This window comes from Pseudomonas sp. B15(2017) (assembly GCF_002113215.1).
GTDB lineage: Bacteria > Pseudomonadota > Gammaproteobacteria > Pseudomonadales > Pseudomonadaceae > Aquipseudomonas.
The window spans coordinates 92,286-117,848 of sequence record NZ_NEJZ01000008.1; the positions used below are offsets into that span (position 1 = coordinate 92,286).

16 protein-coding genes are annotated in these 25,563 nt (G+C 61.4%); 1 reads left to right on the forward strand and 15 read right to left on the reverse strand.

All coding sequences use genetic code 11. The annotated features are described in order from the left end of the window. Positions 1–37: 37 nt before the first annotated feature. The 3 genes from CAF73_RS13875 to CAF73_RS13885 are packed head-to-tail and all read right to left on the reverse strand — an operon-like array spanning position 38 to position 5,935. Entirely contained in the window at positions 38–1,957 is a 1,920-nt protein-coding gene (locus CAF73_RS13875) for a PAS domain-containing sensor histidine kinase (protein WP_085702993.1), read from the reverse strand. Positions 1,958–1,967: 10 nt separating this feature from the next. Next, complete coding sequence (locus CAF73_RS13880; protein ID WP_085702994.1) at positions 1,968–4,286, reverse strand: ATP-dependent DNA helicase; 2,319 nt, start codon at positions 4,284–4,286, stop codon at positions 1,968–1,970. Beyond that, on the reverse strand, positions 4,283–5,935 hold the full coding sequence (locus CAF73_RS13885) for a VRR-NUC domain-containing protein (protein WP_085702995.1): 1,653 nt from the start codon (positions 5,933–5,935) through the stop codon (positions 4,283–4,285). Before CAF73_RS13885 ends, CAF73_RS13880 begins: the two co-directional genes overlap by 4 nt. Positions 5,936–6,130: 195 nt before the next feature. On the opposite strand from CAF73_RS13885, the gene CAF73_RS13890 reads away from it, so the two are divergent. Then, a complete protein-coding gene (locus CAF73_RS13890; protein ID WP_085696196.1) occupies positions 6,131–6,355 on the forward strand; it encodes a YgdI/YgdR family lipoprotein in 225 nt (74 codons plus the stop codon). 58 nt (positions 6,356–6,413) lie between these two features. Here the strand turns inward: CAF73_RS13890 and CAF73_RS13895 are convergent, their stop codons facing one another. The 12 genes from CAF73_RS13895 to CAF73_RS13950 form a co-directional block, all read right to left on the reverse strand. Next, complete coding sequence (locus CAF73_RS13895) at positions 6,414–6,788, reverse strand: hypothetical protein (protein ID WP_085702996.1); 375 nt, start codon at positions 6,786–6,788, stop codon at positions 6,414–6,416. A gap of 172 nt (positions 6,789–6,960) precedes the next feature. Further along, positions 6,961–8,814, reverse strand: a complete 1,854-nt coding sequence (locus tag CAF73_RS13900; protein WP_085702997.1) for a polyurethanase — start codon at positions 8,812–8,814, stop codon at positions 6,961–6,963. 189 nt (positions 8,815–9,003) lie between these two features. Beyond that, the gene (locus CAF73_RS13905; protein ID WP_085702998.1) at positions 9,004–10,692 is read right to left on the reverse strand and encodes a polyurethanase; all 1,689 of its coding nucleotides are present in this window, start codon (positions 10,690–10,692) and stop codon (positions 9,004–9,006) included. Between the two features lie 57 nt (positions 10,693–10,749). Continuing rightward, positions 10,750–13,836, reverse strand: a complete 3,087-nt coding sequence (locus CAF73_RS13910; protein ID WP_085702999.1) for an autotransporter serine protease — start codon at positions 13,834–13,836, stop codon at positions 10,750–10,752. A 168-nt stretch (positions 13,837–14,004) separates the two neighbouring features. Continuing rightward, positions 14,005–16,956: an autotransporter serine protease gene (locus tag CAF73_RS13915; RefSeq protein WP_085703000.1), complete on the reverse strand. Its 2,952-nt coding sequence runs from the start codon at positions 16,954–16,956 to the stop codon at positions 14,005–14,007. A 55-nt stretch (positions 16,957–17,011) separates the two neighbouring features. Next, positions 17,012–18,379, reverse strand: a complete 1,368-nt coding sequence (locus CAF73_RS13920; RefSeq protein ID WP_085696202.1) for a TolC family outer membrane protein — start codon at positions 18,377–18,379, stop codon at positions 17,012–17,014. Positions 18,380–18,381: 2 nt separating this feature from the next. Beyond that, entirely contained in the window at positions 18,382–19,731 is a 1,350-nt protein-coding gene (locus tag CAF73_RS13925) for an HlyD family type I secretion periplasmic adaptor subunit (protein WP_085703001.1), read from the reverse strand. After that, entirely contained in the window at positions 19,728–21,515 is a 1,788-nt protein-coding gene (locus CAF73_RS13930; protein ID WP_085703002.1) for a type I secretion system permease/ATPase, read from the reverse strand. Before CAF73_RS13930 ends, CAF73_RS13925 begins: the two co-directional genes overlap by 4 nt. 173 nt (positions 21,516–21,688) lie before the next feature. Beyond that, entirely contained in the window at positions 21,689–22,111 is a 423-nt protein-coding gene (locus CAF73_RS13935; protein WP_170929683.1) for an AprI/Inh family metalloprotease inhibitor, read from the reverse strand. Positions 22,112–22,204: 93 nt separating this feature from the next. Further along, complete coding sequence (locus CAF73_RS13940; RefSeq protein ID WP_085703003.1) at positions 22,205–23,671, reverse strand: serralysin family metalloprotease; 1,467 nt, start codon at positions 23,669–23,671, stop codon at positions 22,205–22,207. A gap of 380 nt (positions 23,672–24,051) precedes the next feature. Next, positions 24,052–25,137 (reverse strand): polyamine ABC transporter substrate-binding protein, encoded by a 1,086-nt coding sequence (locus tag CAF73_RS13945; RefSeq protein WP_085703004.1) that lies wholly within the window; start codon positions 25,135–25,137, stop codon positions 24,052–24,054. Positions 25,138–25,193: 56 nt separating this feature from the next. Continuing rightward, the gene (locus CAF73_RS13950) at positions 25,194–25,538 is read right to left on the reverse strand and encodes a cupin domain-containing protein (protein ID WP_011334089.1); all 345 of its coding nucleotides are present in this window, start codon (positions 25,536–25,538) and stop codon (positions 25,194–25,196) included. Positions 25,539–25,563 lie beyond the last annotated feature (25 nt).

Sequence of the window (25,563 nt, forward strand, 5' to 3'; positions counted from 1 at the left end):
GCCACGTCCCGGACAAGTTCAGCTCGATTGCCTCGATTCACTTCATCGACCGGGCAATGATCTCCATCAGATTCAGTTGATTGAACGGTTTCGACAGTCGTGGCAACCCGGCTGCAAAGCCTTCGAGGCGCTCGGCATAACCGGTGGCGAGGATGATCGGCAGATCCGGCTTGAGCATGCGCACGGCGTGAGCCAGTTGTGCGCCGCTCATCTGTGGCATGGCCATGTCGGTGATCATCAGGTCGATCACCTGGCCCTGATCGAACAGTTCCAGCGCCTGGGCGCCGGAAGTGGCACCGATTACCCGATGGCCAAGGTCTTCCAGCAACAGGACAGTGCTGGTTAGCACCAGACTGTCATCATCCACTACCAACACGCTGAGGCGTGGCACCGTGTCGGTGGACAAAACCGGGCCATGCGGTGTGGCGGCGACGCTGTCGATGGCTACCGGCAACCACAGCTCAGCGGTCGTACCCTGCCCCTTGGTACTTTTCAGAATGAATCGCCCGCCCAGTTGTTCGATGAAGCCGTGGACCATCGACAACCCAAGCCCGGTGCCTTTGCCCAGGCCTTTGGTGGTGAAAAACGGATCGGTCGCCGATGCCAGCGTGTCAGCGTCCATGCCTTCACCGGTATCGATCACCCTCAGGCAGACGTAACGCCCGGCCGTCATGGTCGAGTCGTTTTGTTCGAGCACAACTTCTGGCTCGGCACGGATGATGACGCTTCCGCCATCGGGCATGGCGTCGCGGGCGTTGGTCGCCAGGTTGAGCACCGCCAGTTCGAGCTGGTTGCTGTCAGCCAACACGGCTTGCAGATCATCGGGGAATTGCGTTTCGATGCGGATCCCCGGCCCCAGCGAACTGCGCAACAGCCCGGTGATGCCCTGCACCAGTTTCGGGATTTCGATCGGTTCGGTCTTGAGCTCCTGACGCCGGGCGAAAGCCAGCATGCGTTGGGTCAGCGAAACGCCGCGCAATGCGCCCTGCGTGGCGTTTTCCAGCAGACGGCTGACTTTAGGGTCGTCGCCCAGGCGTTTGCGCACGATTTCCAGGTTGCCGAGAATCACCGTCAGCAAATTGTTGAAGTCATGGGCAATGCCGCCGCTGAGTTGGCCGATGGCCTGCATTTTCTGCGCCTGGAACAGCGCTTCACGGGTTTTCTCCAGGGCCTGCTGCGCTTCGGTAGCTTCGGTGACGTCGCGGGTAATCTTGGCAAAGCCGAGCAAGGTGCCGGTGTCGCCGCGAATCGCATCGACCACCACATGCGCCAGAAACCGCGTGCCGTCCTTGCGCAGGCGCCAGCTCCTGTTCTCGAAACGGCCTTCGCTTACCGCGGTTTCCAGGGCGCGCTGGGGTTCACCCGCCTCACGGTCTTGCGGGGTGTAGAACATCGAGAAATGCTTGCCGATCACTTCATCCGGCCTGTATCCCTTGATTCGCTGGGCACCGGGGTTCCAGTTGGTCACCCGGCCTTCGGGGCTGAGCATGTAGATCGCATAGTCGGTGACGCCCTGCACCAACAGGCGGAACTGTTGTTCGCTCTGCTTGAGGGTTTCTTCGGCCATCTTGCGGTCGGTCAGGTCGCGGGTGATCTTGGCAAACCCGAGCAGTTGCCCGCTCGGGCTGAAAATCGGATCGATCACTACGTGGCACCAGAAGTGCGTGCCGTCCTTGCGGACCCGCCAGCCTTCACCCTCGAACCGGCCTTCGCGGATCGCCGTGTCCAGCGCTCGCTGCGGCAAACCTTTTGCGCGGTCTTCATCGGTGTAGAAACGGGAAAAGTGTTCGCCGAGGATTTCCGATTCTTCGTATCCCTTGAAGCGTTTGGCGCCGGAGTTCCAGCTGGTGATGATGCCATCGGGGTCGATCATGTAGATCGCATAATCGACCACCGCATCGATCAGCAAACGAAAGCGCATGTCTTCAATTGCAGCGGACTTCTTGTTCTCGCTCATCAGGCTTGGCTCAAAACAGTTTTTCAATCACCGGAGTATGCGGCAAACCGGCGGATTGGAAAGGTGCTTCTGCGAGATCGAGGTGCCACCAGCGTGGCAGCAATTGGCGGATGCGACTTTCGGCAAAGCGATCATCGATCAGCATCACCACGCCGCGATCCTGCTGGGTACGGATCACCCGCCCGGCGGCCTGCACCACTTTCTGCACGCCGGGGAACAGGTAGGTGTAGTCGTAACCGGCACCGAAGATCGCGGCCATGCGCCGCTTCATCTGTTCATTGACCGGATTGAGCTGGGCCAGCCCGAGGGTGGCGATGAATGCGCCAATCAGCCGTGCGCCGGGCAGATCGATGCCTTCACCGAACGCGCCGCCGAGCACGGCAAAACCGACGCCTTGGCTGTCGGCGGTGAATTGATCGAGAAAGTCCTGCCGCGCGCCTTCGGTCATGCCCCGGGATTGCTGCCAGCGGGTGATGTGCGGGTGCCGCTCGGCGAGCAACTGCGCGACCTGCTGCAGGTAATCGAAACTGCTGAAGAACGCCAGGTAGTTGCCCGGACGCTCACTGAACTGGCGGGCGATCAGCTCGACAATCGGCTCCAGCGATGCCTGACGGTGCGTGAAACGGGTGGAAATCCGGCTGACGATCCGCACCTGCAATTGTTCGGCGCTGAACGGCGACTCGACATCGATCCAGACCGTGTCGGCCGGCGTGCCGAGCAAGTCGGCGTAATAGTGGCGCGGGCTTAGGGTTGCGGAAAACAGCACGCTGCTGCGCGCTGCACTCAGGCGCGGGCCGATGAACGCCGCCGGCACCACGTTGCGCAGGCACAGCTGCGATAACGGTCGCTTGCGCTCGAGGTCGCGTTTGCTGATGTCGAACAGGTAATGCGCGTCGAACAGCTCTGCCACCCGGCCGAACTGCAGCATCTCGAAATAGAAGTTCTGCAACGCGCTGTCGAGCCCTTGCGGGTGATCGTTGAGGTAGTCGCCGATGCTCGCCGTGCAGGAAGAAAGCGCCTGCAGCAGTTTTTCCGGCGCCTTGTCGTAGGCCTGATACGGCGCCAACTGTTCGTTGTGCAGGGCGTTCCATTCACGGTTGACCCGCTGCAGCGACTTCTTCAAGGCCTCGGGCGCGGTTTTGCGCACGCTGCCCAGTGTCGCCTGATCGAGAGTGGCGCTGTACATCTGCCGACCGCGTTCGACCAGGTTGTGCGACTCGTCCACCAGCACGGCGACGTTCCATTGATTGAACTGGGCCAGGCCGAACAGCAGCGCGCTGAAGTCAAAGTAGTAGTTGTAGTCGGCCACCACCACGTCGGCCCAGCGGGCCATTTCCTGGCTCAGGTAGTAAGGACACACCGCGTGCTGCGCGGCGACGTCCCGCAGTGCAGCCTGATCCAGCAGGCGCAATTGGCTGGCGGCTTCGCGGGCAGCGGGCAAACGGTCGTAAAAACCCTGGGCCAACGGGCAGGATTCGCCGTGGCAAGCCTTGTCCGGGTGTTCGCAGGCCTTGTCCCGGGCGACCATTTCCAGCACCCGCAGGGGCAAGGTTGCGCTGTGATCGAACAGCACTTGCGCCGCATCCAGCGCCAGTTTGCGTCCGGGTGTCTTGGCGGTGAGGAAGTAAACCTTGTCCAGTTGCCGCGGCGCCAACGCCTTGAGCATCGGAAACAGGGTACCGAGTGTCTTGCCGATCCCGGTCGGCGCCTGAGCCATCAGACAGCGGCCGGTGCTGACAGCCTTGAACACCGATTCGGCGAGGTGACGCTGGCCGGGGCGAAAGGCGGCATGGGGAAAACCCAACTGCTGCGCCGCACGGTTGCGCGCTTCGCGGTGAGCCATTTCCTGTTCGGCCCACGCCAGAAACAAACCGCACTGTCGTTCGAAGAACTGCCGCAGCGCTTCAGCGCTGAACGCCTCGACCAGACAGGTTTCCTTTTCCGTGACGATGTCGAAATACACCAGCGCCAGATTGATCTGCTCAAGCTGCAATCGACAGCACATCAACCAGCCATAGATTTTCGCCTGGGCCCAATGCAGTGAACGATGATTGGCCGGTTGTTTGCTCAAGTCGCCGCGGTAGGTTTTGACTTCTTCCAGGCAGTTCTGCGTCGGGTCGTAGCCGTCCGCCCTGCCCTTGACCTTCAATGGCCCGAATGCGCCCTCCAGCGCCACTTCGCTCTGGTAGGCGTCGTTGCGCCGGGACGCCACCGTACGATGCCCGGCAATCCCCTCCAGCGCGGTCGGTGACGGGGTGAAGCGCAAGTCGAGGTCACCGGTTTTGGCGGTGAATTCGCACAACGCCCGCACCGCGATGCTGTAGCTCAAGCGCCCTGCTCCGCCCATTGCACGTAACACACGGCGACCGGCATCCGGTGCGTATGGCAGAACTCCAGCCAGCGCAATTGGTTGTCCTGCAAGCGATCGCCCGGGCCTTTGACTTCGATCATCCGGTAGGTCTTGTGCTGCGGCCAGAACTGGATCAGGTCGGGCATGCCGGCGCGATTGGCCTTGATGTCCAGCAGCAGACGGCTGAACCAGTGCTTGAGGTGTTCGGCCGGCAGACAGGCCAGCGCCTGCTCCAGCAGCTCTTCATTGAGCGCGCCCCAGAACACGAACGGCGACTGCACGCCCCATTTGGCGGCGAACCGCGCGCGGATGGTGTCGGCATAGCGGCCATCGTCGAGTTCGGCCAGACAGGCCTGAAACAGCTGCGCACGACGCAGCTGGAAGTCCTCGTTGAGCAGATCCACCGGCCCGCGCTGAAACGGGTGAAAGAACGCGCCCGGCAATGGCGCGAAGATCGCCGGCCAGCACAGCAGGCCGAACAATGAATTGATCAGGCTGTTTTCCACGTAGTGCACCGGGCCCGTTTCTTCGTGCAGGTGCGCCTGAACGTGATATTCCACCGACAACGCCGGATCCAGACGCGGCAGGTGCAGATCCAGCCGTTCCACCAGACCGGGCGCTGTGCGTTTGATCGGTGGCCCGCCGAGCTTGCGCCGCAAGCGCGGCAACAGCCGTTGCAGGCCCTGCTGTTCGGTAGCGGTTTGCGGCGCCTGCTCGGCAATCACCGCCAGTTCCAGCGCCAACGCATATTCGGCGCTGCGCTCCAGCACGCGGATCATCCGCAATCGGGCGCCGGGATAGGCGCAATCACGATAGATCTTCAGGGCCAGGGCGAATTCGCCGATGCGCTCGCAGTATTGGCCGATCTGGAACAACAGCTTGCCGCGTCGGCGTTGCAGCCACGGGTTGTCGAAATGCAGTGCCGCGACCTGTTCGACGATCGGCTCCAGCGGCTCGCCGGCCTCGAAATACAACTGGCAGTCATGCAGAAACAGACAGGCATCGACGTCGGCACGACTACGCAGGCCCCGGGAGTCGGCGCTGAATTCGACTTTTTCGTAGGTGAAGATGCCAAGGTCGGCGAGCACGAACTCCGACCAGTCCTGATACAGGTTGCCGAAAAACATCAGGCGAAAACGGTCGCACAGCTGCATCAGCGTCAGGCTGAACAGCCGATCCGCCAGCGTCGGGCACCACTGCCTGAAACTGCGGGGTTCGGGGAATTTTTCGTGCAGCAGCGGCAGCCAGTCGACTTTCTTGCCTCGTGGCTGGTCGATGGCCGGGCCGAAGGCTTGCAGGATCTCGGCCTTGAGCAACACCTCGAACAGATCCGCCATCGCCAACGGCGCCTGCTCATCGAGCCAGCCATGCTCCAGCAGCGGTTGCGCCGCCTCGGCGATGTCGCCTATTTCCGGATAATTCAGCTTGCCGGCGCGAAAATGCACGCCCTTGCGCATGACCATCCGCACCAGCAACCCCTGGGATCCGCGCGGCAGTGCCTTGAAGTCGTGGATGAAGGCGTGCTCGGCTTCGTTCATGACGTCGGCGTAGCGAAGCTCAAGCCAATCAAGCACCTGGCGGAAGTTGTTGAGGTAATAGAACGGGTCGTCGAGGGGATTGGCAGTCACGGTGAATTCGGGGCCATGGCAAGCGAGTACTGGTTATGCGTACAGATACCAGCCTGCCCCCGCAGGTGCAAACGGAAAAAGATCAGTGGCACCTCCGGTGTGGTTTTTTTCAGGTGGCCATCGAACTTTTCCGGGCGCAATGGCACCAACCGCGTTAGAGGCCGACATTGGTCGAAATGAACAGGAATGCTGCTTATGAAAATCAAGACTCTCGGGATCCCGTTGGCTGTTGCGGCGCTGTTGGCACTGGCCGGCTGCTCTACCCAGACGGTAGTCACCTTGCAGAACGGCACCCAATACCTGACCGAAGACATGCCCGACACCAAAACCGAGGATGGCTTCTATGAGTTCAAGGATATTTCCGGCGCCAAGGTGCGTGTACGTGCAGACGAAGTAGCCACGGTGCGCAAGGAAGACTGACCGCGACCCCATCAAAAAAGGCTGCGTTCCTGTTGGAGCGCAGCCTTTTTTGCATTTGTCAGCGGGGTAACGCCATGCCCGGGATGGAGCCATCGCAGTTCAACGCTCGCTCGCCGCGCCGGACCATTTCTTCCTGCAAGCGCTGGCAACGTTGGCGTTCCTGCTGCGCCATGCGGTCGATGCTCAGGTTACCGGTCATTTCCGGTTCATGGTCTTCGCCGATGCGAATCGTCACGAACGGTTGTTCGGGCTGGATGTAAAAGCGGCTTTTCTCTTCAACGGGTTTGACGTCGTCACTGTCGGCCGGTTTTGGCAGTTGATCGGTGGTGACGCCATAGCGGCTCAGAATCGAGCTGTGAGGCAGATCGGCCCAGGCATTGGCCGACAGCAGCGCCAGTCCCGTCATACCGATAAACCTCTTGAAACCTTTCACGTGTGAATCTCCTGTACTCGTTGGCGGCCTTTGGATGACGAACGTTGCCGTCATGACTTTAGGCCGCATTTCCTGTTGGTGCAGGGATTGGAGTCAGGGAATGGCGGGTGAGTCACTTTCGATATGGGAAGGTTTGATGGGGAGAGAGCTTGCTCCCTCCCCACGCTTGCCGTCAGGCGATCACAATCCCGTCGGCACTCAAGCTGTTCAATGCAACCCCGACCAGCGTCACCGAATCAGCGCCGAATTTCAGCACCGTATCCTGTCCCACCGCCGTGGCATGAGCGCGGAAGTCGTCGCCCGGCAGCACCCCCTGCACGCCGAGGAACACCAGTTTGTCATTGGCGGTGTAACCCAACACGCGATCCTGACCGAACGCGCCGCTGAACAGGAAGGTATCCGCCCCGCCGCCCGACTCCATCAGGTCATTGCCGGCGCCGCCGACGAACACGTCGTTGCCCGCTCCGCCAATCAAGTGATCGTTGCCGTCAAGGCCGAACAGCCAGTCACCGCTGGCCTCGGCCTTGAGGGTGTCGGCGCCGCCGGTGCCTTTCACGCTCGACTCGTACTGAGTGACATTGTTGCCGACCTTCAAACCGGTCGCGGTGACGCTGTGGGTCACGTCATCCTTGAACAGGCCCCAGAGAAAACCCGGCTCCTTGGTGACGATGCTGCCGATATCGCGGGTGATGCTGATGCCGCCGTTGGCATCGCGGATGTACAGGTTGCCGGCGCCGTCGTTGGCGAAGTCGTAGGTATTGACCGACTTCTGCAACTCCAGAGTGTTGTTGCCCGAGCCGCCGAGCAGAATGTTGTAGCCCCCGCCATCGCGGAACGTGTCGTTGCCGGCGCGGCCTTCCAGATAATCGTTGCCGCTGCCGCCCTGGATCAGGTCGTTGCCGTCGCTGCCGATGATGAACGTGCTGCCCTTGTGGGTTTCGGCGTTGCGGTTCAGGTCCTGTACCCAAGTGTTGGCCCGCGCCGGGTCCGACAGGTTGGCGACGATGATCGTCGAGTCCTTGCTGGTCAGGTCGTAGAACTTCGACTCGATCACCCGGTTCATGCCATCCCCATAAGCGGTCGGCAGGTGCGAGATCCAGGTCGGAATGTTGATGATCGAGAACGGCAGCACGTTCCACGCCGCCGAGGCGTAGTGGTCGTTGAAGCTGACGATGTTATCGGTCGCCGACTCCTTGGGCGCGTCGTGCACGCCGAGGGATGCACCGGTGAAGGTCGAGCCGTCGAGGGCGCGGAACACCGGGTCGTTTTCGTAGCCGACGTTGAGCACCTTGTCGGTGCTGCTCTGTGTCGGCGAGGCGTAGGCGATGTAGTTGGAATCCTGGAAGAACCCACCCCATTTGCTGGTGCTCAAATCCGCCATGCTGTTGACCGCCAGCCCGCCCAGGCTGTGACCGCTGACCAGCACGTCCTTGCCGGTCAGGCCGTGGGCCTTGGCGAACGCCACCACATCGTTCATCAGGTTGCCGAAGGCTTCGCCGACGTAGTTTCTGGCGTAATCCTTGGGCCCGAATGCGGCGAGCAAGTCGTTGATCACGTCACCGATCGAGTCACCGATCAGGATTTCCCGTGGGCCGCTGGTGCCGCGAAAGGCGATGCCGATCTCGGTGAGATGGCCCTGAGCGTCGTATTTGCCGAGGATTTCCACCTGGGCGCTGGTGTAGCCGGCCTTTTCGCCGAAGAAGGTGCCGCGGGCATCGGTCTTGCCCTCGTAACCCAGTTGCGAGGCGGTGATCGGGGTCCAACCGGCTTTTTTCACCGCATCAAGCGCGGCTTTTTCCGAGTCGGGGTTCCACGGAATGCCGGGGATCACCCCCTGGGAATCCGTACCGCCGATCAGCGCGGTCACCAGCGTGGCCGGCAAACCGAGGCCGAAGCCGTTGTGCTGATAACCGACGGCAAAGCCGTTATCGAGGTTGTGGTAGGAATACAGCGTGATGGCCATGGCGTCGCTGAACAGCGCCTTGGAATCCGCCGTACCGAAATTCTTGTAGTCATACACACCCATTGCTGTTGCCTCTCTTTTTGTTGGAATTGTTCAGAGATAGCTCACAACCAGAACGCCCCTCCCGAGGCGCCCCGGAGCATTTACTACACAGTGACAATGTGGGAGCTTGCTCGCGATAGCGGTCTGTCAGTTACCGGTTGGGTGACTGACACGCCCTCTTCGCGAGCAATCTCGCTCCCACAAGGTTTGTCAGGCGAAGACGAAACTCGAATCCGACAGATTAGCCACACCGACCCCGACCAGCGTCACGGCAAAATCGCCAATCTTCAGCACGGTATCGCTTCCGGACTGCGACGCGTGTTGCTTGTAGTCGTAGCCCTGCCCTGCGCCTTCGACGCCCATGAACACCAGTTTGTCGCTGCCCTGGTAGCCATTGATCGCGTCGAAGCCAAACGCGCCGCTGAACAGGAAGGTATTGTTGCCACCCACCGCGCTCATCACGTCATTGCCGGCGCCGCCGACGAAGGTCACGTGGGCCTTGTCGCTTTGCAGGTGATCGTTGCCGCCCAGGCCGAACAGCCAGTCGCCGTCAGCGGTGGCTTTGAGGGTGTCGCCCATCGCGCCGCCGCTGAGCGAGTGGTTGTACTGGGTCAGTTCGGCACCGTTGGCCAGGCCTTTGGCGGTGACGGTCCAGGTGATGTCCTTGCTGCCCCACCACGACCCCGACTCCTTGCTCACCAGCGCGCCGATGTCGCGGGTCATGCTGATGCCGCCGTAGGCGTCACGCACGTACAGCGTGCCGTCGCCGTCGTTGGCGAAGCTGAAGTTCTGCAACGGCTTTTGCAGTTCGAAGGTGTTGTGACCCTGACCACCGAGCAGGATGTTGAAACCGCCATCGTCACGGAAACGGTCATCGCCACCCCGGCCTTCCAGAAAGTCGTTGCCCGCCCCGCCCTTTAACCAGTCGCCGCTGTCGGTGCCGATGATGAACGTGCTGCCGGTGTGCGGCTCGCCGCTGCGGCCCAGATCCTCGACCCAGGTCTTGCCCCGCGACGCTTCCTCAAGGTTGGAGACGATGATCGTCGAATCCTTGTGCGTCAGGCCGTAGAACTTCGACGCGATCACCCGATTCAGGCCGTCGGCATACCCCAGCGAGCTGTGGGCCGACCAGTTCAGCGGATTGGCGATGCTGAACGGCACCAGGTTCTGCGCAGTGGATGCGTAGTTGTCGTTGAAGTTGACGATGTTGTCGGTGGTCGAGTCGTGCGGCTTGTCGTGCTTGCCCATCGACGCGGTACTGAACGTGGTGCCGTCGAGCACGCGGAACACCGGATCATTCTCATAACCGATGTTCAGCACGTTGGTGCCGGTGCTGCTCTGGGTCGGCGAGGCGAACGAAATGTAATTGGCATCCTTGAAGAACCCGCCCCAGTTGCTCGCGCTCAGCTCCGCCACGCTGTTGACCCCTAGACCGCCGAGGCTGTGGCCGCTGATCAGCACGTCCCTGGCCGCGATGCCGTGGGCGATGGCGAAAGCCGCCACCGATTTCAGCAGGTTGTCGAAGGCGTTTTTCGCGTACTGGGTGGCGTAATCCGTCGGGCCGATGGCGGCCAGCAGATTGTTTTTCATGTCGCCAAAAGTGTCGCTGTAACCCAGTCCGCCGGTGCCCCGGAAGGCCACGCCGATGCCGATCAGCTTGCCCGCGGCGTCGTACTTGCCGAGCACTTCGGCTTCGGCACTGGTGAAGCCGTCCTTCTCGCCGAAGAACGTGCCCTGCGCCCCGACCTTGCCCTGATAGCCCAGCGCCGTGGCGCCGATCGGCTTCCAGCCGGTGCCGGGCAAAGCCTGCCCGGTCGGCGTGTAGGCATACAGCGTCAGGGCGATGGCATCGCTGTACAGCGCTTTGCCGTCGGCATTTTTGTAATCGAACAGTCCCATGTTGTGCTCTCTCTTCCTTTCAAAAACGGCAGTTCTCTGAAGAACTGCCGTTACACCCTAGAACTGCCAGTCCAGCGTCAGGCCCACACCGTGATCCTTTTCGTTGGAGCCGATCAGCCCGTTGTAGTCCAGGTTGACCCGGACATCGCGATTGAGCGCCAGCCCGGCGCGCACGCCGACCACCGCTGCATCCCGATCCATCGACACACTTTGCACGGTGAACGCACTGTTGCCATTGACGAAAGCCAAGTGACTGTCGGAGTCCACGCTGCTCAAGTTGTGCTGCCAGCCCAGGCTTGCGCCCAATTCCAGCTGGTGTTTCTCCGACAGGGCAAAGGTACGTTTGGCCCGCACACCGAGGGTCGACAACACCACGTCGCGGTTGTCTTCACCGCCTTTCAGTGCGGCGGCATCACCCTTCTCGGTGAAGCTGTCGCTGTTGAGGTGCACGTAGGCCAGATTGGCGAACGGTTCCAGGTTCATCGGTTGCAGGCCCAGGTCGTAGGCCGCTTCGGTGAACACTTGCGCGGTGGTCGCATCGCGCTTGGTTTTCTGTTTGCCGCTGACGCCGCCGAACTGCAGGTCACGTTTGACGTCAATGCGATGCCAGCTGTAGGCCGCACCGGCGGTCAGACGCAGCGCATCGATCTGATGTCCCAGGTATGCACCCAAGTGATAGCTATCGACCGACGCGGACGAATGCGTACCCTCGCCCATGTTCAACGAGCTGTCGCTATAACCGGTAACGAAACCCAGACGGGTATCTTCAGCGATCAAGCCGTCGACGCCGGCCAGCAGGCCGCCGATGGAGCTGGTGGAATCGGCGTATTTCGATCCGCCATCGCTCTTGCCCCATGAACCCAGCACTTTGACCCAGGCATTGCTGCGGTCATCGGTCGGTGCATTGGCATCAAACACATCCCGTTCACGCAGACGTTCGCCCACGGCATCGCGCAGGTAGCGGCTGTCGTTGATCAGCAGCGTGCCGATGGCCGGGTGAATCTCGCCGGACAGTTGCTGGAAGGCATCCTGCGCAGCGGCCGCCGACGGCAACAGCAACAGGGTTTCGAACAACGCATTGCCGGCGCCGAGGCGCTCGGCGGCAGCACCGACCGCGCGCTGGTTCGGGGTCAGGCCAACGCTGGCGAACGAGGCGCCGTTACGTCCGACGTCCAGTTGCACACCGCTCGCCGAGTAAGCCAGGGTACCGCCGAGGAACGCGTAGTCGGGCAACACTTGTCCGAACTGCCCTTCAATCCCGCCCGCTGCCTGCAAGATGTTGAATCGGGTGCCAAGCAGGCTTTTCACTTCGCCCGTGGTCAACAGCGTCGGGCTGTTTTCCAGCGACATGGTCACGGTTGCGCCTTCGATCACCGCTTTGCCGCCGGCGACGATGCGGTCGCTGCTGGTCGGCGACACTTCCACCGCATAGGTCGAACCCGGCGCGAAGGTCACATCACCGGCCACGTTCAGGATGCCGATGGAATTGCCCGGCGCCACGGTGCCGCCGCGGTTGGCGGTCAGCGCGGCGATCCGGCCGTTACCGCCGAGAATACCGCCGTCATTGACCGTCACCGCCGATTGCAGCGAGCCATTGATTGCCAGTCGACCCTGATTGACCAGAGTCGGGCCGCTGTAGGTGTTGTTGCCGGTCAGCACCAGAGTGCCGATGCCTTGCTTGGTCAGACCGCCATGGCCGGAGATGTCGTTGCGCCAGGTGTCGAGCCCGCAGGTGATGTCGTTGCACACGCGCTCGGTGGGCTTGCCCGCATCGATGATCGCGCCGATGCCCGGCAGATCGGCCACGAACTGGCCGGAACCGTAAGCGCCCTGGATGCGGAACTCTTCGGGAATGTCCTGCTCGGTGACGAACATCGCCGGGCCGTCGATGCCCTTGCGCAGGTTGATCATGCCCCAGCCGTACAACGCATCGATGCCCGGTGCGCCGAGGTCGGTCGCAGTGGTGCGCAATACGCTGGCGACCTGATCGCCGGACATGTACGGGAAGCGCTCCATCAGCACGGCGATGGAGCCGGCCACGTGCGGCGCGGCCATCGAGGTGCCGTTGTAGTTCTTGTAGCCGGTGGTCAGGTTGTCGGCGTTGGTGCCTTCGATGATCGAGCTGAAGATTTTCGTACCCGGTGCCGAGACGCAGAAACTCGCGGTGTAGCCGCAGCGCGAAGAGAACGTACTCATGATGTACGGATTGGCACTGGCCAGATCCGGGTTCTTTTGCAGGGCGGCGACGGTGATCCAGTTCGGCGCGATATCCGGCACGAAATAACCGAGGCCGGCAATGGCGTCCGGGTTGTTCAGGTTGTAGTCGTTGCCCGCTGCGAAAATCGTCACGATTCCGCTGCGTGCGGCAGCGATTGCGCCGTCGTAGGCGCCGCCGGGTCTGGTGCCCAGCAGTGTGCGGATTTCGTTGAACTGCACTTGCGCGTCGTTGACGGTGAAATGCGGATACGCCGGGTCACGGCCGCCGAGGTCGAAGCGGTCGGTGATGCCGATGCCCCAGCTGTTGTTGATGATCCGTGCGCCGCTGGCGATCAGCGCATCCCAGCCGGCCTTGTACACCGCGCCGTCATTGCCGAGCACGATGCCGTCTTCCGGGCCCGGGTCGCCGTTGTCGGCGCTGATGATCTGCGCGCCGAACGCCACACCATGCATCGGCCCGCCGTCACGGCTGCCGGCGGCAATACCGCCGACGTGGGTGCCGTGGGCGCCGAGCTTGCCGTCGGAACCGACCGAGGGCGAACCGTCATAGCGGAACGCGTCCCCGGCTTTGACCGGGATGTACGGGTCGGTGTATTCGCGGATCCCCGAGGTGACCAGGGTGACGACCTTGTTGCTACCGGAAAACTCCGGATGCACGGCGTAGACCGGCTGGTCGAAAATTCCCAGTTTCACGCCTTTGCCGGTGTAGCCGGCGGCGTAGGCGTAATCCGCACCGATGGCGTCCAGGCCCCAGTCGGCCTGGAATTCGGCGCTGCGCCAACTGCCCGGATCCCCTGCCCGACCGCTTTCCACGTAGGGCGCGGCGTGTGCGCTGCCCCAGGTGGCCAGCGCGCAGAGCAAAGCGAAATTGAGAGTTTTCAGGCGAAAGCATCCACCCGATTGCGCGGGTGTGTTGTTGTTTTTCATCCAGCGACCTTCCTTAGTGATGTTGCACAAAAATCCGTGTATTCAGCCTCGTGATCGTTCCCACGCTCTGCGTGGGAATGCCTCTAGGGACGCTCCGCGTCCAGTGACGCGGAGCGTCACGGTCTGCATTCCCACGCGGGAGCGTGGGAACGATCATCTCTCGGTGAGTCAGAACTGCCAGTTCAGGCTCAGGCCCACACCGTGCTGCTTCTCGCGGCTGGCCAGTTGTCCGGTGTAATCGAGGTTGATCCGCACGTCGCGGGTCAGCGCCAGGCTGGTCTGTAAGCCGACCAGTGCAGCGTCGCGCACCAGTGGCGAGCTTTCGACCGTGTACGGCGTACTGCCGCTGGCGAAGCGCAGATGCTGTTCGGAGTCGATGTCGGTCAGGCTGTGCTGCCAGCCCAGATGGCCGCTCACTTCCAGTTTCTGCGCAGACGGCAGGTCAAAAGTCTTGATCGCCCGCACGCCGAGGGTGCTCAACACTGCGTCGCGCTGATCGTCGCCGCTGTGCAGCGCGGCGGCGTCGCCCTTCTCGGTGAAGCCGTCGGTGTCGAGGTGTACGTAGGCCAGGTTGGCGAACGGCTCCAGGGCCAGCGGTTGCAGGTTCAGCCGATAAGCTGCCTCGCCGAACACTTGAGTAGTGGCGGCATCGACCTTGGCTTTCTGCCTGGCGCTGAAGTCGCCGTACTGCAAATCACGTTTCACATCGGCGCGATGCCAGCTGTAAGCGGCGCCGGTGCTCAGACGCCAGGCACCGATGTCGTGTCCGGCGTAGGCGCCGAGGTGATAGCTGTCGACCTTGGCCGAGGAATGCGTGCCCGAGCCCATGCTCAGCGAACTGTCGCTGTAACCGGTGACCAGACCGATGCGGGTTTGCTGGTCCAGCGCGCCGTCGACACCGGCCAGCAAGCCACCAATGGAGGTGCTGTAACTGGCGGTGTCCTGGCGCGAATCGGTGCTGCCCCACGCGCCCAACGCCTTGATCCAGCCGTTGTTTTGCGTGGCTTGGGCATCGTGCAGGCGTTCGCCGATGGCGTCGCGCAGTTGCCGACTGTCGTTGATCAGCACCGAGCCAAGGGCCGGGTAGATTTCACCGCTCAACTGTTGAAAGGCTTGTTGGGCGTCACTGGCGGTGGCCGACAAAAGAAGGCTTTCGTACACGGAATTGCCCGCCCCCATGCCTTCCACGGCGGCGCCCACGGCGCGCTGATTCGGGGTCTGGCCGACACTGGCAAAGGATGTCCCGTTGCGCTCGACATTCAAGCCAATACCGTTGTCGCTGTAGGCCAGGCGGCCACCGATAAACAGGTAATCCGGCAGCACCGCACCGAACCGACCCTGAATGCCGCCGGCTGCTTGCAGAATGTCGTACTGCTGGCCGAGCAGGCTTCTGGCCTCGGTGGTGCTGAGCAAGGTCGGGCTGTTTTCCAGCGACAGGCTCACGGTGGCGCCGTTGATGGACGCGGTGCCGCCGGCGACGATGCGGTCGCTGCCGGTGGGAGACAACTCCACGGCGTAGGTCGAACCCGGCGCAAAGCTCACGTCACCGGCCACGTTCAACGTGCCGATGGAATTGCCCGGCGCCACGCGGCCGCCACTGTTGGCGGTCAACGCGCCGATTCGCCCGGAACCACCGAGGGCGCCGCCGTCATTGACGGTCACGGCCGAGGTCAGCGAACCGTTCACCGTCAGCAGGCCGCCATTGACCGTGGTCGGCCCGCGATAGCTGTTGTTACCGGTCAGAATCAGTCGCCCGTCGCCGGACTTGATCAAACTGCCTTGATAAACCCGAGTGGAAGCCGCTGCATCACGGGCCATGCCCACGGCGTAATCGGTCTGATCCTGCTGAGTGGCCCCTGCCGGCAGGCCGTTCTGCCAGCCTTTGCTTTGCAGTGTCTGCTGCCAGGCACTGTGCTCGGCGAGGTCTTCGCTCTGGCGCTGGATCAGTGCTTTGTCGCTGATGTCGTTGCTCCAGACATCGCTCTGCCCGGCCGCCAGATTAGCGTCGAACGCCCCAAGCAACTGCCCTGGCCCGCGCATCGCCCGGTACAGGTTGGCCACGCCCCAGCCGACTCGCTCGGTGGGCGCGTCGGTCACCGAACCGTCGAGTTGGGTGGCGGTAGTCAGCAGCACTTCGAGCGCCTGCTGATTATTCATGTACGGATAACGTTCCATCACCAGCGCCAGCGCCCCGGTGGCATGCGGCGCGGCCATCGACGTGCCGGACTTGATCGCATAACCGCCGTCGGGAATGGTGCTGTCGATTTTCGCCCCCGGCGTGGTGATGCACCAATACTTGGCGATCCCGCACTGGTTGTACTTCTGCTGATTGCTTTGATCGAGTCCCGAGACTGCCAGCCAGTGGCCTTCCAGATCCGGCTGAAAGTACGGCAGCGCCGAGCGGACGCTGGCGTTCGGATAGCCACTGTTGCCGGCGCTGAACACGTTGATCACGCCACGACGGGAAACGTCCGCCGCCGCATCGAGCCAGGTGCCTTTGTTCCAGTGCTGGGCGTACGCGGCGTGCAGGTCCGCGAGGGTTCGGTAGCTGACATCCGGCGGCTGGCTGCCCCAACTGTTGTTGATCGCCCGCACGCCGGCATCGGCCAGGGCGTCGTACACCGCTTTGAAGTAGCGCGGATCAGGATTGGGGCCGAACAGAAAACTGTCGTTCTTGTTGGTGTTGCCGACGTAGATTTGCGCGTTGTACGCCACGCCATGCATGCCGGTGCCATCGCGGGACGCGCCCATGGTGCCGACCACGTGGGTGCCGTGGGAGTCGTTGTTCGGGTTGAGGGTGCCGTTGACGTTGAACAGCGAGCCGTCAAGGTAGCTGCCGCTGGCCAGCACCGGGTGATAACGGTCGCTGGCGAATTCGGGATGGGCGGCGTCGAAACCGGAGTCCAGCGCGCCGATCTTCACGCCCTTGCCGGTAATGCCGACGGCGTAGGCCTGATCGGCCTGCATCCGGCCCAGGCCCCAGTCACGCAGAAATTCGGCGCTGCGCCAACTGGCGGGATCGCCGGGCTTGCCGGCGTCGAGGTATTGAGCCTGGGCCGGGTTTGCAGAAATCACAAGCAGCAGGGTGCCGACCGAAATCGGCTTGATGCGTACGTCCATGTTCACCACTCTTTTTGTTGTTTTGGGTTGAAGCTTTTGCGTAAACGCTACAGCGTCATTGTGTTCGTGGGCCTTGTCCGAAGGCCTCATCCACCCGCGCCAGATCCTGTTCGCTCAAGGTGCCCGCGTAGTAATGCAATTTGGTCCAGGCCATGAGGTAGTCATAGCGTGCCTGGGCCAGGTCGCGGCGGGTGGTAAACAGTTGTTGCTCGGCGTTCAGCGCGTCGAGGTTGGTCCGCTCGCCGCCGAGAATGCTTTGCCTGGTCGACACCACCAGCGCTTCGGCCGAGGTCAGGGCCTTTTGATAGGCGCGCAATTTGCTGACTCCGGAAAGGCAGGCACTGAACTGGCGGCGCAATTCGATCAGCGTCTCGCGGGTCTTGCCGTCCAGTTCGTACTCGGCCTGCTCCATGGTGCGGCTGGCCTGACGGGTCGAGGCTGATACCCCGCCGCCGGCATACAACGGCACGCTGACTTCGAAACCGATGGTGTTGGTTTCGTAACGCTGGTTATAGGTGTTGCCGCTTTCCGACTCGTTCTGGCGCATCGTGGCGTAGGCACTGACTTTCGGCAGATGCCCGGCGCGGTTGCGCTCGACTTCGTAACGCGCCACTTCCACGGCCTGACGCTGGGACGCAAGGTTCGGGTTGTTGCTGATCGCCAGTTCGTGCCAGGTATCGTAGTTGGCCGGCATCAGGGCGAAGGTCTGGAAGTTCTGATCCAGCGGCGCCAGATCACTGATGTCCACCGCCGGCACCCCGACGAGTGCGCCCAGTTCCCGCAACGCGGCGTCCTGCTCGTTGCGCGCCTCGATTTCCTCGGCGGTCGCCAGTTCGTAACGCGACTCGGCTTCGAGGATGTCGGTTCGGGTGCCCTCGCCCTGCTTGAACATGTGCTCGTTTTGCTGGAACTGCTGCTCGTACGCCTTCTTCTTGGCCTGCGCGATGTCGATCTGATCCTGGGCAAACAAGGCCTTGGTGTAGTTGTCCAGTACGCGAACCAGCAGTTCCTGGCTCTTGCCGCGAAAGTTCTCATCGGCAAACAGCGACTGGGCCACGCCCTTGCGATACGCCGCGTAGGCTTCGTAGTCGAGCAACGGCTGCTGCAGGGTCAGGCTCGACCCGTAACTGCTGTAGTTGCGGTCATCGGTGCGGTTGCGCGCGCGTTCGTCGAGGGACGTGGCCTTGGACGAGTTGCGACCCTTGTTGTAGTTGTAACCCAGTTTCGGCAACAGGCCGGCGCGGCCGATGGCACGGTTTTCGAGGCCTGCGTCGCGTTCCTTGATCGCCCCGAGGAACACCGGGTCATTGCGCAACGCCTGTTCGTAGATTTCGAACGGCCCCATGGCCGCCACTGCGCTGTTGCCCGCGAGCAGCGCGAACGCTGCCGCCAGCATGGAAAGCTTATTCATACAGCCGAACATCCTTATTCTTCGGTCAACGCGGAACCGGCGCGGTCGAGCAGCGGCTTGAACAGGTAGTTGAGGAGTGAACGTTCGCCAGTGCGCACGAACATTTCCGCCGGCATGCCGGGCTTGATCACCAGACCGTTGAGTTTCTCCATGGCCTGATCGCTGACGCTGCTGCGCAACACGTAGTACGGCACACCGGTTTTCTCGTCGACCATCTGGTCGGCGGAAATCAGGCTGACTTCGCCGGGCACTCGTGGCGTCTTGCTCTGGTTGAACGCGGTGAACAGGATGTCGACCGGCAGGTGGGTGCCGACCTTGTCGATCAGGTTGATCGGCAGGTGCCCCTCGACTTCCAGGCGTGTACCTTGCGGGACGATTTCCAGCAGGGTCTCGCCCTGACGCACCACGGCGCCTTCGGTGTGCACGCCGAGGTTGACCGCCACGCCGTCAGCGGTGGCGAGGATTTCGCTGTGTTGCAGGTCGAAACCGGCGGAGGTCAGTTGCTCGGACAGCGTGACGCTTTTCAGTTGCGCATCGGCCAGTTGGGTGCGGACTTCCTTCTGGTATTCCTCGCCGTGCTGTTGCAGTTTCAATCGCGATTCAAGGATGCCCTGCTCCACCCGGCCACTTTCGCCAGTGTTCTCGGCCAGTTGCTGCTGCACCTGCGACAGTTGGCGCTGGTATTCCATCAAGCGGTTACGCGGGATGTAGCCGTTGTCTGCCAGCGGTTGCAGGTTGCTCAACTGTTGTTGCAGCGAGTCGGCCTGGGCGTTGAGATCAGTACGGGCGCGGCGCATGCCCGCCAGTTGTGCAGTGGCGCCTTCAATACTGGCGCGTAGAGCGGCCTGCTCACGGGCGAACGCTTCGCGACGGCTGCTGAACAGTTGCCGTTGACCTTCGAGCACCAGTGCCAGGCGCGGATCGGCGTTGTCGCTCAGTTCTGCCGGAAAGGTCACTTGCTTGAGGTTGTCACGCTCGGCCTGCCAGCGCGCCAGGCTGGCCCAGGCCATGCGGTATTGCGCCTGCAACGACTGCACGTCGGCGGCGACCTGGGTCTGGTCGAGGCGAAACAGCGGCTGGCCCTGCTTCACGATCTCGCCTTCGCGTACCAGAATCCGGCTGACCACGCCGCTGCTCATCGACTGCACTGCTTTGCGCTTGCCTGACACCACCACGGTGCCTTGCACCGGAATGCCTTGATCCAGTGGCGCCAACGCCGCCCAGGTAAAGAAACTGCCGGCGCCGACCAGTGCCAGAATCCAGCCCATGCGGGCGAAGAACTTCGCATCGCGCTCCGGCCGCTCGGTGATGTAAGCGTGCTCCATCGTCGCTTCGTTTTGCGTGTTCATGTTCGCGCTGCTCATACACCCGAATTCCTTGTCGTCGGCTGATACTGTCGGCTCATGCTGAGCCCGGCCGGTGCCTGTGCAGGTTTTTCGCTTTGTTGTGGCGAGTTGCCGGGCGGGTTGCCGGACAGGGCCTTGAGCACATCATGGCTCGGGCCGAAGGCTTGCAGGCGACCGTCGTTGAGCACCAACAGCTTGTCGGCCTGGGCCAGTACCGAAGAACGGTGAGTCACCAGCACCACGGTGGTGCCCTGGGCCTTGAGTTGCACGATCGCGCTGGACAATGCGGCTTCGCCGACGGTGTCGAGGTTGGAGTTCGGCTCGTCCAGCACCACCAGGCTCGGGTTGCCGTATAGCGCACGGGCCAGTGCCACGCGCTGTTTCTGGCCGCCGGACAAACCGCTGCCGTCCTCGCCCAGTTGCGTGTCGTAGCCTTGCGGCATGCGCAGGATCAGTTCGTGTACGCCGGCCTGTTGCGCGGCCGCCACGACCTTTTGCGGATCAGCTTCACTGAAGCGGGCGATGTTCTCGGCGATGCTGCCGCTGAACAATTCAATGTCTTGCGGCAGATAGCCGATATATGGGCCGAGCTGATCGCGGTTCCAGCGATGGATGTCGGCGCCGTCCAGGCGCACTGTGCCGCCGAGGGCCGGCCATACGCCGACCAGCACCCGTGCCAGGGTCGATTTGCCTGAGCCGGAGGCACCGAGTACGCCCAGCACTTCACCGGCCGCCAGGTTGAAATTGACCATGTGCAGGGTCGCGGCACGCTGTCCCGGAGGACCGGCGCTGACTTGTTCGAAGCTGATCTGGCCTTTCGGTGCCGGCAGCGCCATGGCGTCATCGCTCGGCGGGAAGGCTTGCAGCAGCGCATCGAGGCGGCGGTAAGCCAGCTTCGCCCCGCTCCACTGTTTCCATACGGCGATCAACTGGTCGATCGGGCTCAGTACCCGGCCCATCAGGATGGAGCCGGCGATCATCATGCCGGCGGTCATGTCGCCCTTGATCACCAGCAATGCGCCGAGGCCCAGCACCAGCGATTGCAGGCACAGACGCAAGGTCTTGCTCAACGAGCTGATGACTGCGCCAGTGTCGCTGGCCTGGTTTTGCAGGCCAAGGAAGCGCGAATGCACCTGGAACCAACGCTTGCGCAAGGCGCCGAGCATGCCCATGGCTTGAATGGTTTCAGCGTTGTGCAGATGGCTGGTGGCCAACTGGCTGGATTTCTGCGAGTAACCGGCAGCTTCGCCCAGCGGCTTTTTGGTCATGTATTCGTTCAGGCACGCCAGCGCGATCAGCAGCAGCGCCCCCGCCGTGGCCAGCACGCCGAGCCAGACGTTGAACAGGTAAATCACGAACAGATAGACCGGAAACCACGGCGCATCGAAGAACGCGAACAGCGCGGGCCCGGTGACGAATTGGCGAATGTGGGTGAGGTCGCCCAGCGACTGCCCGGCGTTGCCCTCGCCCTTGAACAGGTTGCGCTCGAACGCCGCCTGATAGACCCGTAGATTGAAACGGCGCTCCAGCTGGCTGCCGATGCGGATCACGATAAAGCTGCGCACCACTTCCAGCAGCCCGATGAAGGCAAAGAAACCCACGACCATCAGCGACAGCATCGCCAGGGTGGTCTCGTTTTGCGAAGACAACACCCGGTCATAGACCTGCAGCATATATATGGAGGGCACCAGCATCAGCACGTTAATCAGTGCGGTAAAGCATCCGACGCTGATCAGAATGCTTTTATAGTCACCCAATGCCTTGAATAAGGGAGCGGTGGCTGGGGCCTTCGCCATCTTCATTGATCATTCCTGAAATGATTGAGCTCGCCCAATAATGGCGAGCGCTCAATTGTTATATCGCTTACCTGCGAGAGATAACTTGCAAGTATCCGCTTACACTTTCACAACAACTTTTCGAATACTTATAACTTTCGGACACTTCTTTATATTCGCTTCGTTCATTAACGGCAGCGTTATTGCTCGATACGCTTGAGCGTCACGATCAGACCCGACTTCAAAGTGCTGGAATAAAGTCCGTCATGTTGTCGGCCGAAGAACTTGATTCTTGAGCCTTCCTTGCCGGTGATGGACAGACCGTCCGGATCGGGAAACCAGCCGATGGCGTTTTCTTGCAGCCATGCGCTCAGGCAATCAGCCCCATGGCCCAGCGTCTGGTTCGGCTCAAGGTCGATTACGCAGGTATTGGAGGGTTTGTCTTGCAGCGCCTGCGCTTCTGGAGCGTCATGGGCGGCGGTCAGCGTGGCTTGCCAGTGTCCGGCAAATACCGATGGATCTTCGAGTCTGAGGCTGCTTGCCATGGTTGTTTCTCCAGAAATCATCATCAGCATCGGCATGAAACAGGTGACTGCCATGCGGGAAAAGAGGTTTTGAATCATAGGAAATATCACTCCGGCGTGTAGCCTTGCGCACGTAGCGAGACGAAGCAAGCGAAGAAAGCGGCGCATCAAGCGCCGCTTTCCCTTGTCACATTACGCCACGATGTCGCTGACGGCTGCCTGGCCAACAGTGCTGACCTGGAAATCAGCTACGCCGTGACCGGAGAAGTCCACCGACAACAGGCTGTTGCCACCCGAAGACGTCAGCACTGCATCACCCGCCGCACCGGTGAAGGCGCTGACGAAGTGCAGGCCGGCGCCTTTGGTGATACCGGTCAGGTCGATTTTGTCCAGGCCGCTGACGAAATCGAGGATCTGATCGATCGCACCCGGCTTGGAGTCAGAGCTGGCTGCGAACACAAAAGTGTCCGAACCCGCGCCGCCCCACAGCTTGTCGGCACCACCGGCTCCGTAGAGGATGTCGTTGCCGGCACCGCCCTTGAGCTCGTTGGCCACACTGTTGCCGATCAGCAGATCGTTGCCGGAGCCGCCGATCGCGTTCTCGATGGTGACACCTTTGGCGATGGACACGTTGCCCACCAGGCCGCCAACGTCGGAGAACGAGGCTTCATTAAGGTTGATCTTCTGGTTCTGGGTGAAACCCGAGAAGTCGAAGGTGTCCTTGCCGCCCGCGTCCCACACCGAGAACACCAGCTTGTCAGCCGACGACGAAGCGCTGAGGAAATCGCGACCGGCGTTGGAGTTGAAGCCGTAGGTGGTGTCACCGGTACGGGTGGTCATGTTGGCGCCGTAGAGTTTCTGGATCGCGGCAATGTCATCCATCAGCGGGCCGGAGGAATAGGCTTCCACGCCGCCCTTGCTGAAGTTCTGGCTGGTATTGCTTTCGCTCCAGTAACTCATGACGCTGTAGCCGCGGGTGTCTTGGCCGTAGGTCGCGTCGTTGTAGGTCGGGTTGCCGTTGCCGGCGTTGTAGTCGCCCGGGTGCGCCAGGCCAAGGGTATGGCCGATTTCGTGAGTCAGGGTCTGACGACCGTAGTTGTTCAGATCCGGGTTTTTGTTTTGCGTATAGCCACTGTTGATCAGGTACCACGACGTGCCGTCGTAACCGGCGCCGGTGCCTGGCAGATAAGCGAACGCTGCAGCGCCATCCTGGCCGCTGCTGTAGTTACCGAAGGTCATGTGGCCGTCGCCGCCCGAGGCTTTCTCGGTGAAGGTCACGTTGGCCACATCGGCCCAGGATTGCATGGCGAGCACGGCCTGGGCTTTTTGTTGAGCGCTGAACTGACTGAACCCGCTGATCCCGTGCTTGTTCATCGTGCTGGACGATGCCGAAGTCAGGAACGTGTAGGTGAGTTCGATTTTGCCGCTGCCGTCCTTGTCCTGGTAGGCAGCGCCGTCGCGCAGCAACTGGGTTGCGGCCTGGTCGACGGAAAAGGAGGGTTTGCCATTGACCGTGAGGTTGCCGCCACGATCGTACTGATGGCTGAAGCTATTGATCTGGTTATACGCCGTGCTGGTCGCTGCCAGAGGTTGCGGCGCCGCGCCCAGCTGGAAAGCCTGTTCGGCGGTATCAATAGCGTTAGCTTTTACTTTCGACATAAACACACTTCCTTGTATAGCAATGGAACAGTTTTTGTCCGATAGCGACAACCTCTGGCGAGATTGTCCTATCACTCGCCCAATGAAGGCGTAAGAAACCTGACACAATTTGAAATCTAACGTCTAGCGTTTTTTTGAGATCAAATTGAACTGTTCCGGGAAACTCCCGTAAACAAAGCGCGTGCGCCAGAAAGAAGTTTGCAAGTGCAGTGAGCCTGCCTAATTGTCTGACGATTTATTATTTAAATATTAAATATCGGTAAGTTGTTTTTTGTTAGCAGCGTCTCACTTTGCTGCACTTTATCAGTGCAACGCCAGTGTATTGATATCAAGTTGTCCACCTATTCAGGCGAGGGCGGTACCGCCCTCGCCTGTTTTCTTCAGCTGCCGGTGCGAATCTTGTTCCACACCCGCGTGCGGATCCGGTCGATGTTCAGCGGCATCGCCTCCAGTGCGAACAGTTTGCCCATCATTTCCGGGCTCGGATAAATCTTGGTGTCATTTTTGATCGCCGGATCGATCAGGCTGTCAGCCTGTTCGTTGCCATTAGCGTAATGCACGTAGTTGCTGATGCCGGCCATCACGTCGGGCTGCAGCAGGTAGTTCATGAACGCGTAGCCGGCCTTCTCGTCCGGCGCATCGGCGGGCATGGCGACCATGTCGAACCAGATCGCGGCGCCTTCCTTGGGAGTCTCGTAGCCGATTTCGATGCCGTTCTTCGCCTCTTTGGCACGATTTTCCGCTTGCAGGATGTCGCCGGAGAAACCGACGGCCACGCAAATGTCGCCATTGGCCAGGTCGCTGGTGTACTTCGAAGAATGGAAATAGCTGACGTACGGCCGCACTTTCATCAGCAGCGCTTCAGCTTTCTTGTAGTCCTCGGGGTTCTTGCTGTGATGCGGCAAACCCAAGTAGTTGAGCGCTGCCGGCAGCAGCTCCGGGCCGTTGTCGAGGATCGCGACACCACACTTCTGCAGCTTTTCCATGTATTCGGGTTTGAAGATCAAGTCCCAGGAGTCCACTGGCGCGTTATCACCCAGCACGGCCTTGACCTTGGCGATGTTGTAGCCGATGCCGGTGCTGCCCCACAGGTACGGAAAGCCGTGTTCGTTGCCCGGATCGTTGGTCTGCAACGCCTTGAGCAACACCGGGTTGAGGTTCTTCCAGTTCGGCAACTGGCTCTTGTCGAGCTTCTTCAGCGCCCCGCCCTCGATCTGCCGCGCCATGAAGTGGTTGGACGGAAACACCACGTCGTAACCGGATTTGCCGGTCATCAGCTTGCCATCGAGGGTTTCGTTGCTGTCGTAGACGTCATAGGTAACGCCAATGCCGCTGGTCTTTTCGAAGTTCTTGGCGGTGTCCGGCGCGATGTAGTCGGACCAGTTGTAAACCTTGACCGTCTCCGCCGCCTGAGCGAGGGAGACGGCGAGCATCAAGGGTGCGAGTGCGAGGGTCTTTCGGATCATGGATCGATTCCTGTGTTGGCTATTGTTGTTGGCAGGCAATCAAAAGGATCAAAGCGTCAGAAAATCAGGACATAGGTCTTGCGTACGGTTTCCTCGATGTCCCAGATCCCGAGCGTATTGGCCGGCAACATCAGCGCGTCGCCACCTTGTATGTGCAGGGTTTCGCCGCCGTCGTCCGGGGTGAACGTGCAGCGACCGGAAATGAAATGGCAGAACTCCTGAGCGGTGATCTGCCGCCGCCAGCGACCGGGCGTGCATTCCCAGACGCCGGTTTCGACGCCGTCATCGCGCTCGACGCTGGTGGTGGAGGCGATCGCCACCGGCGTGCCGAGCGGCACGGCCACCGGGTTGGACTCATCCAGTTGCAACGTGGCGGTGTTCTTGAATTGGGTGATGCTCATGGCGCTACCTGTCTCTTAGTAAACA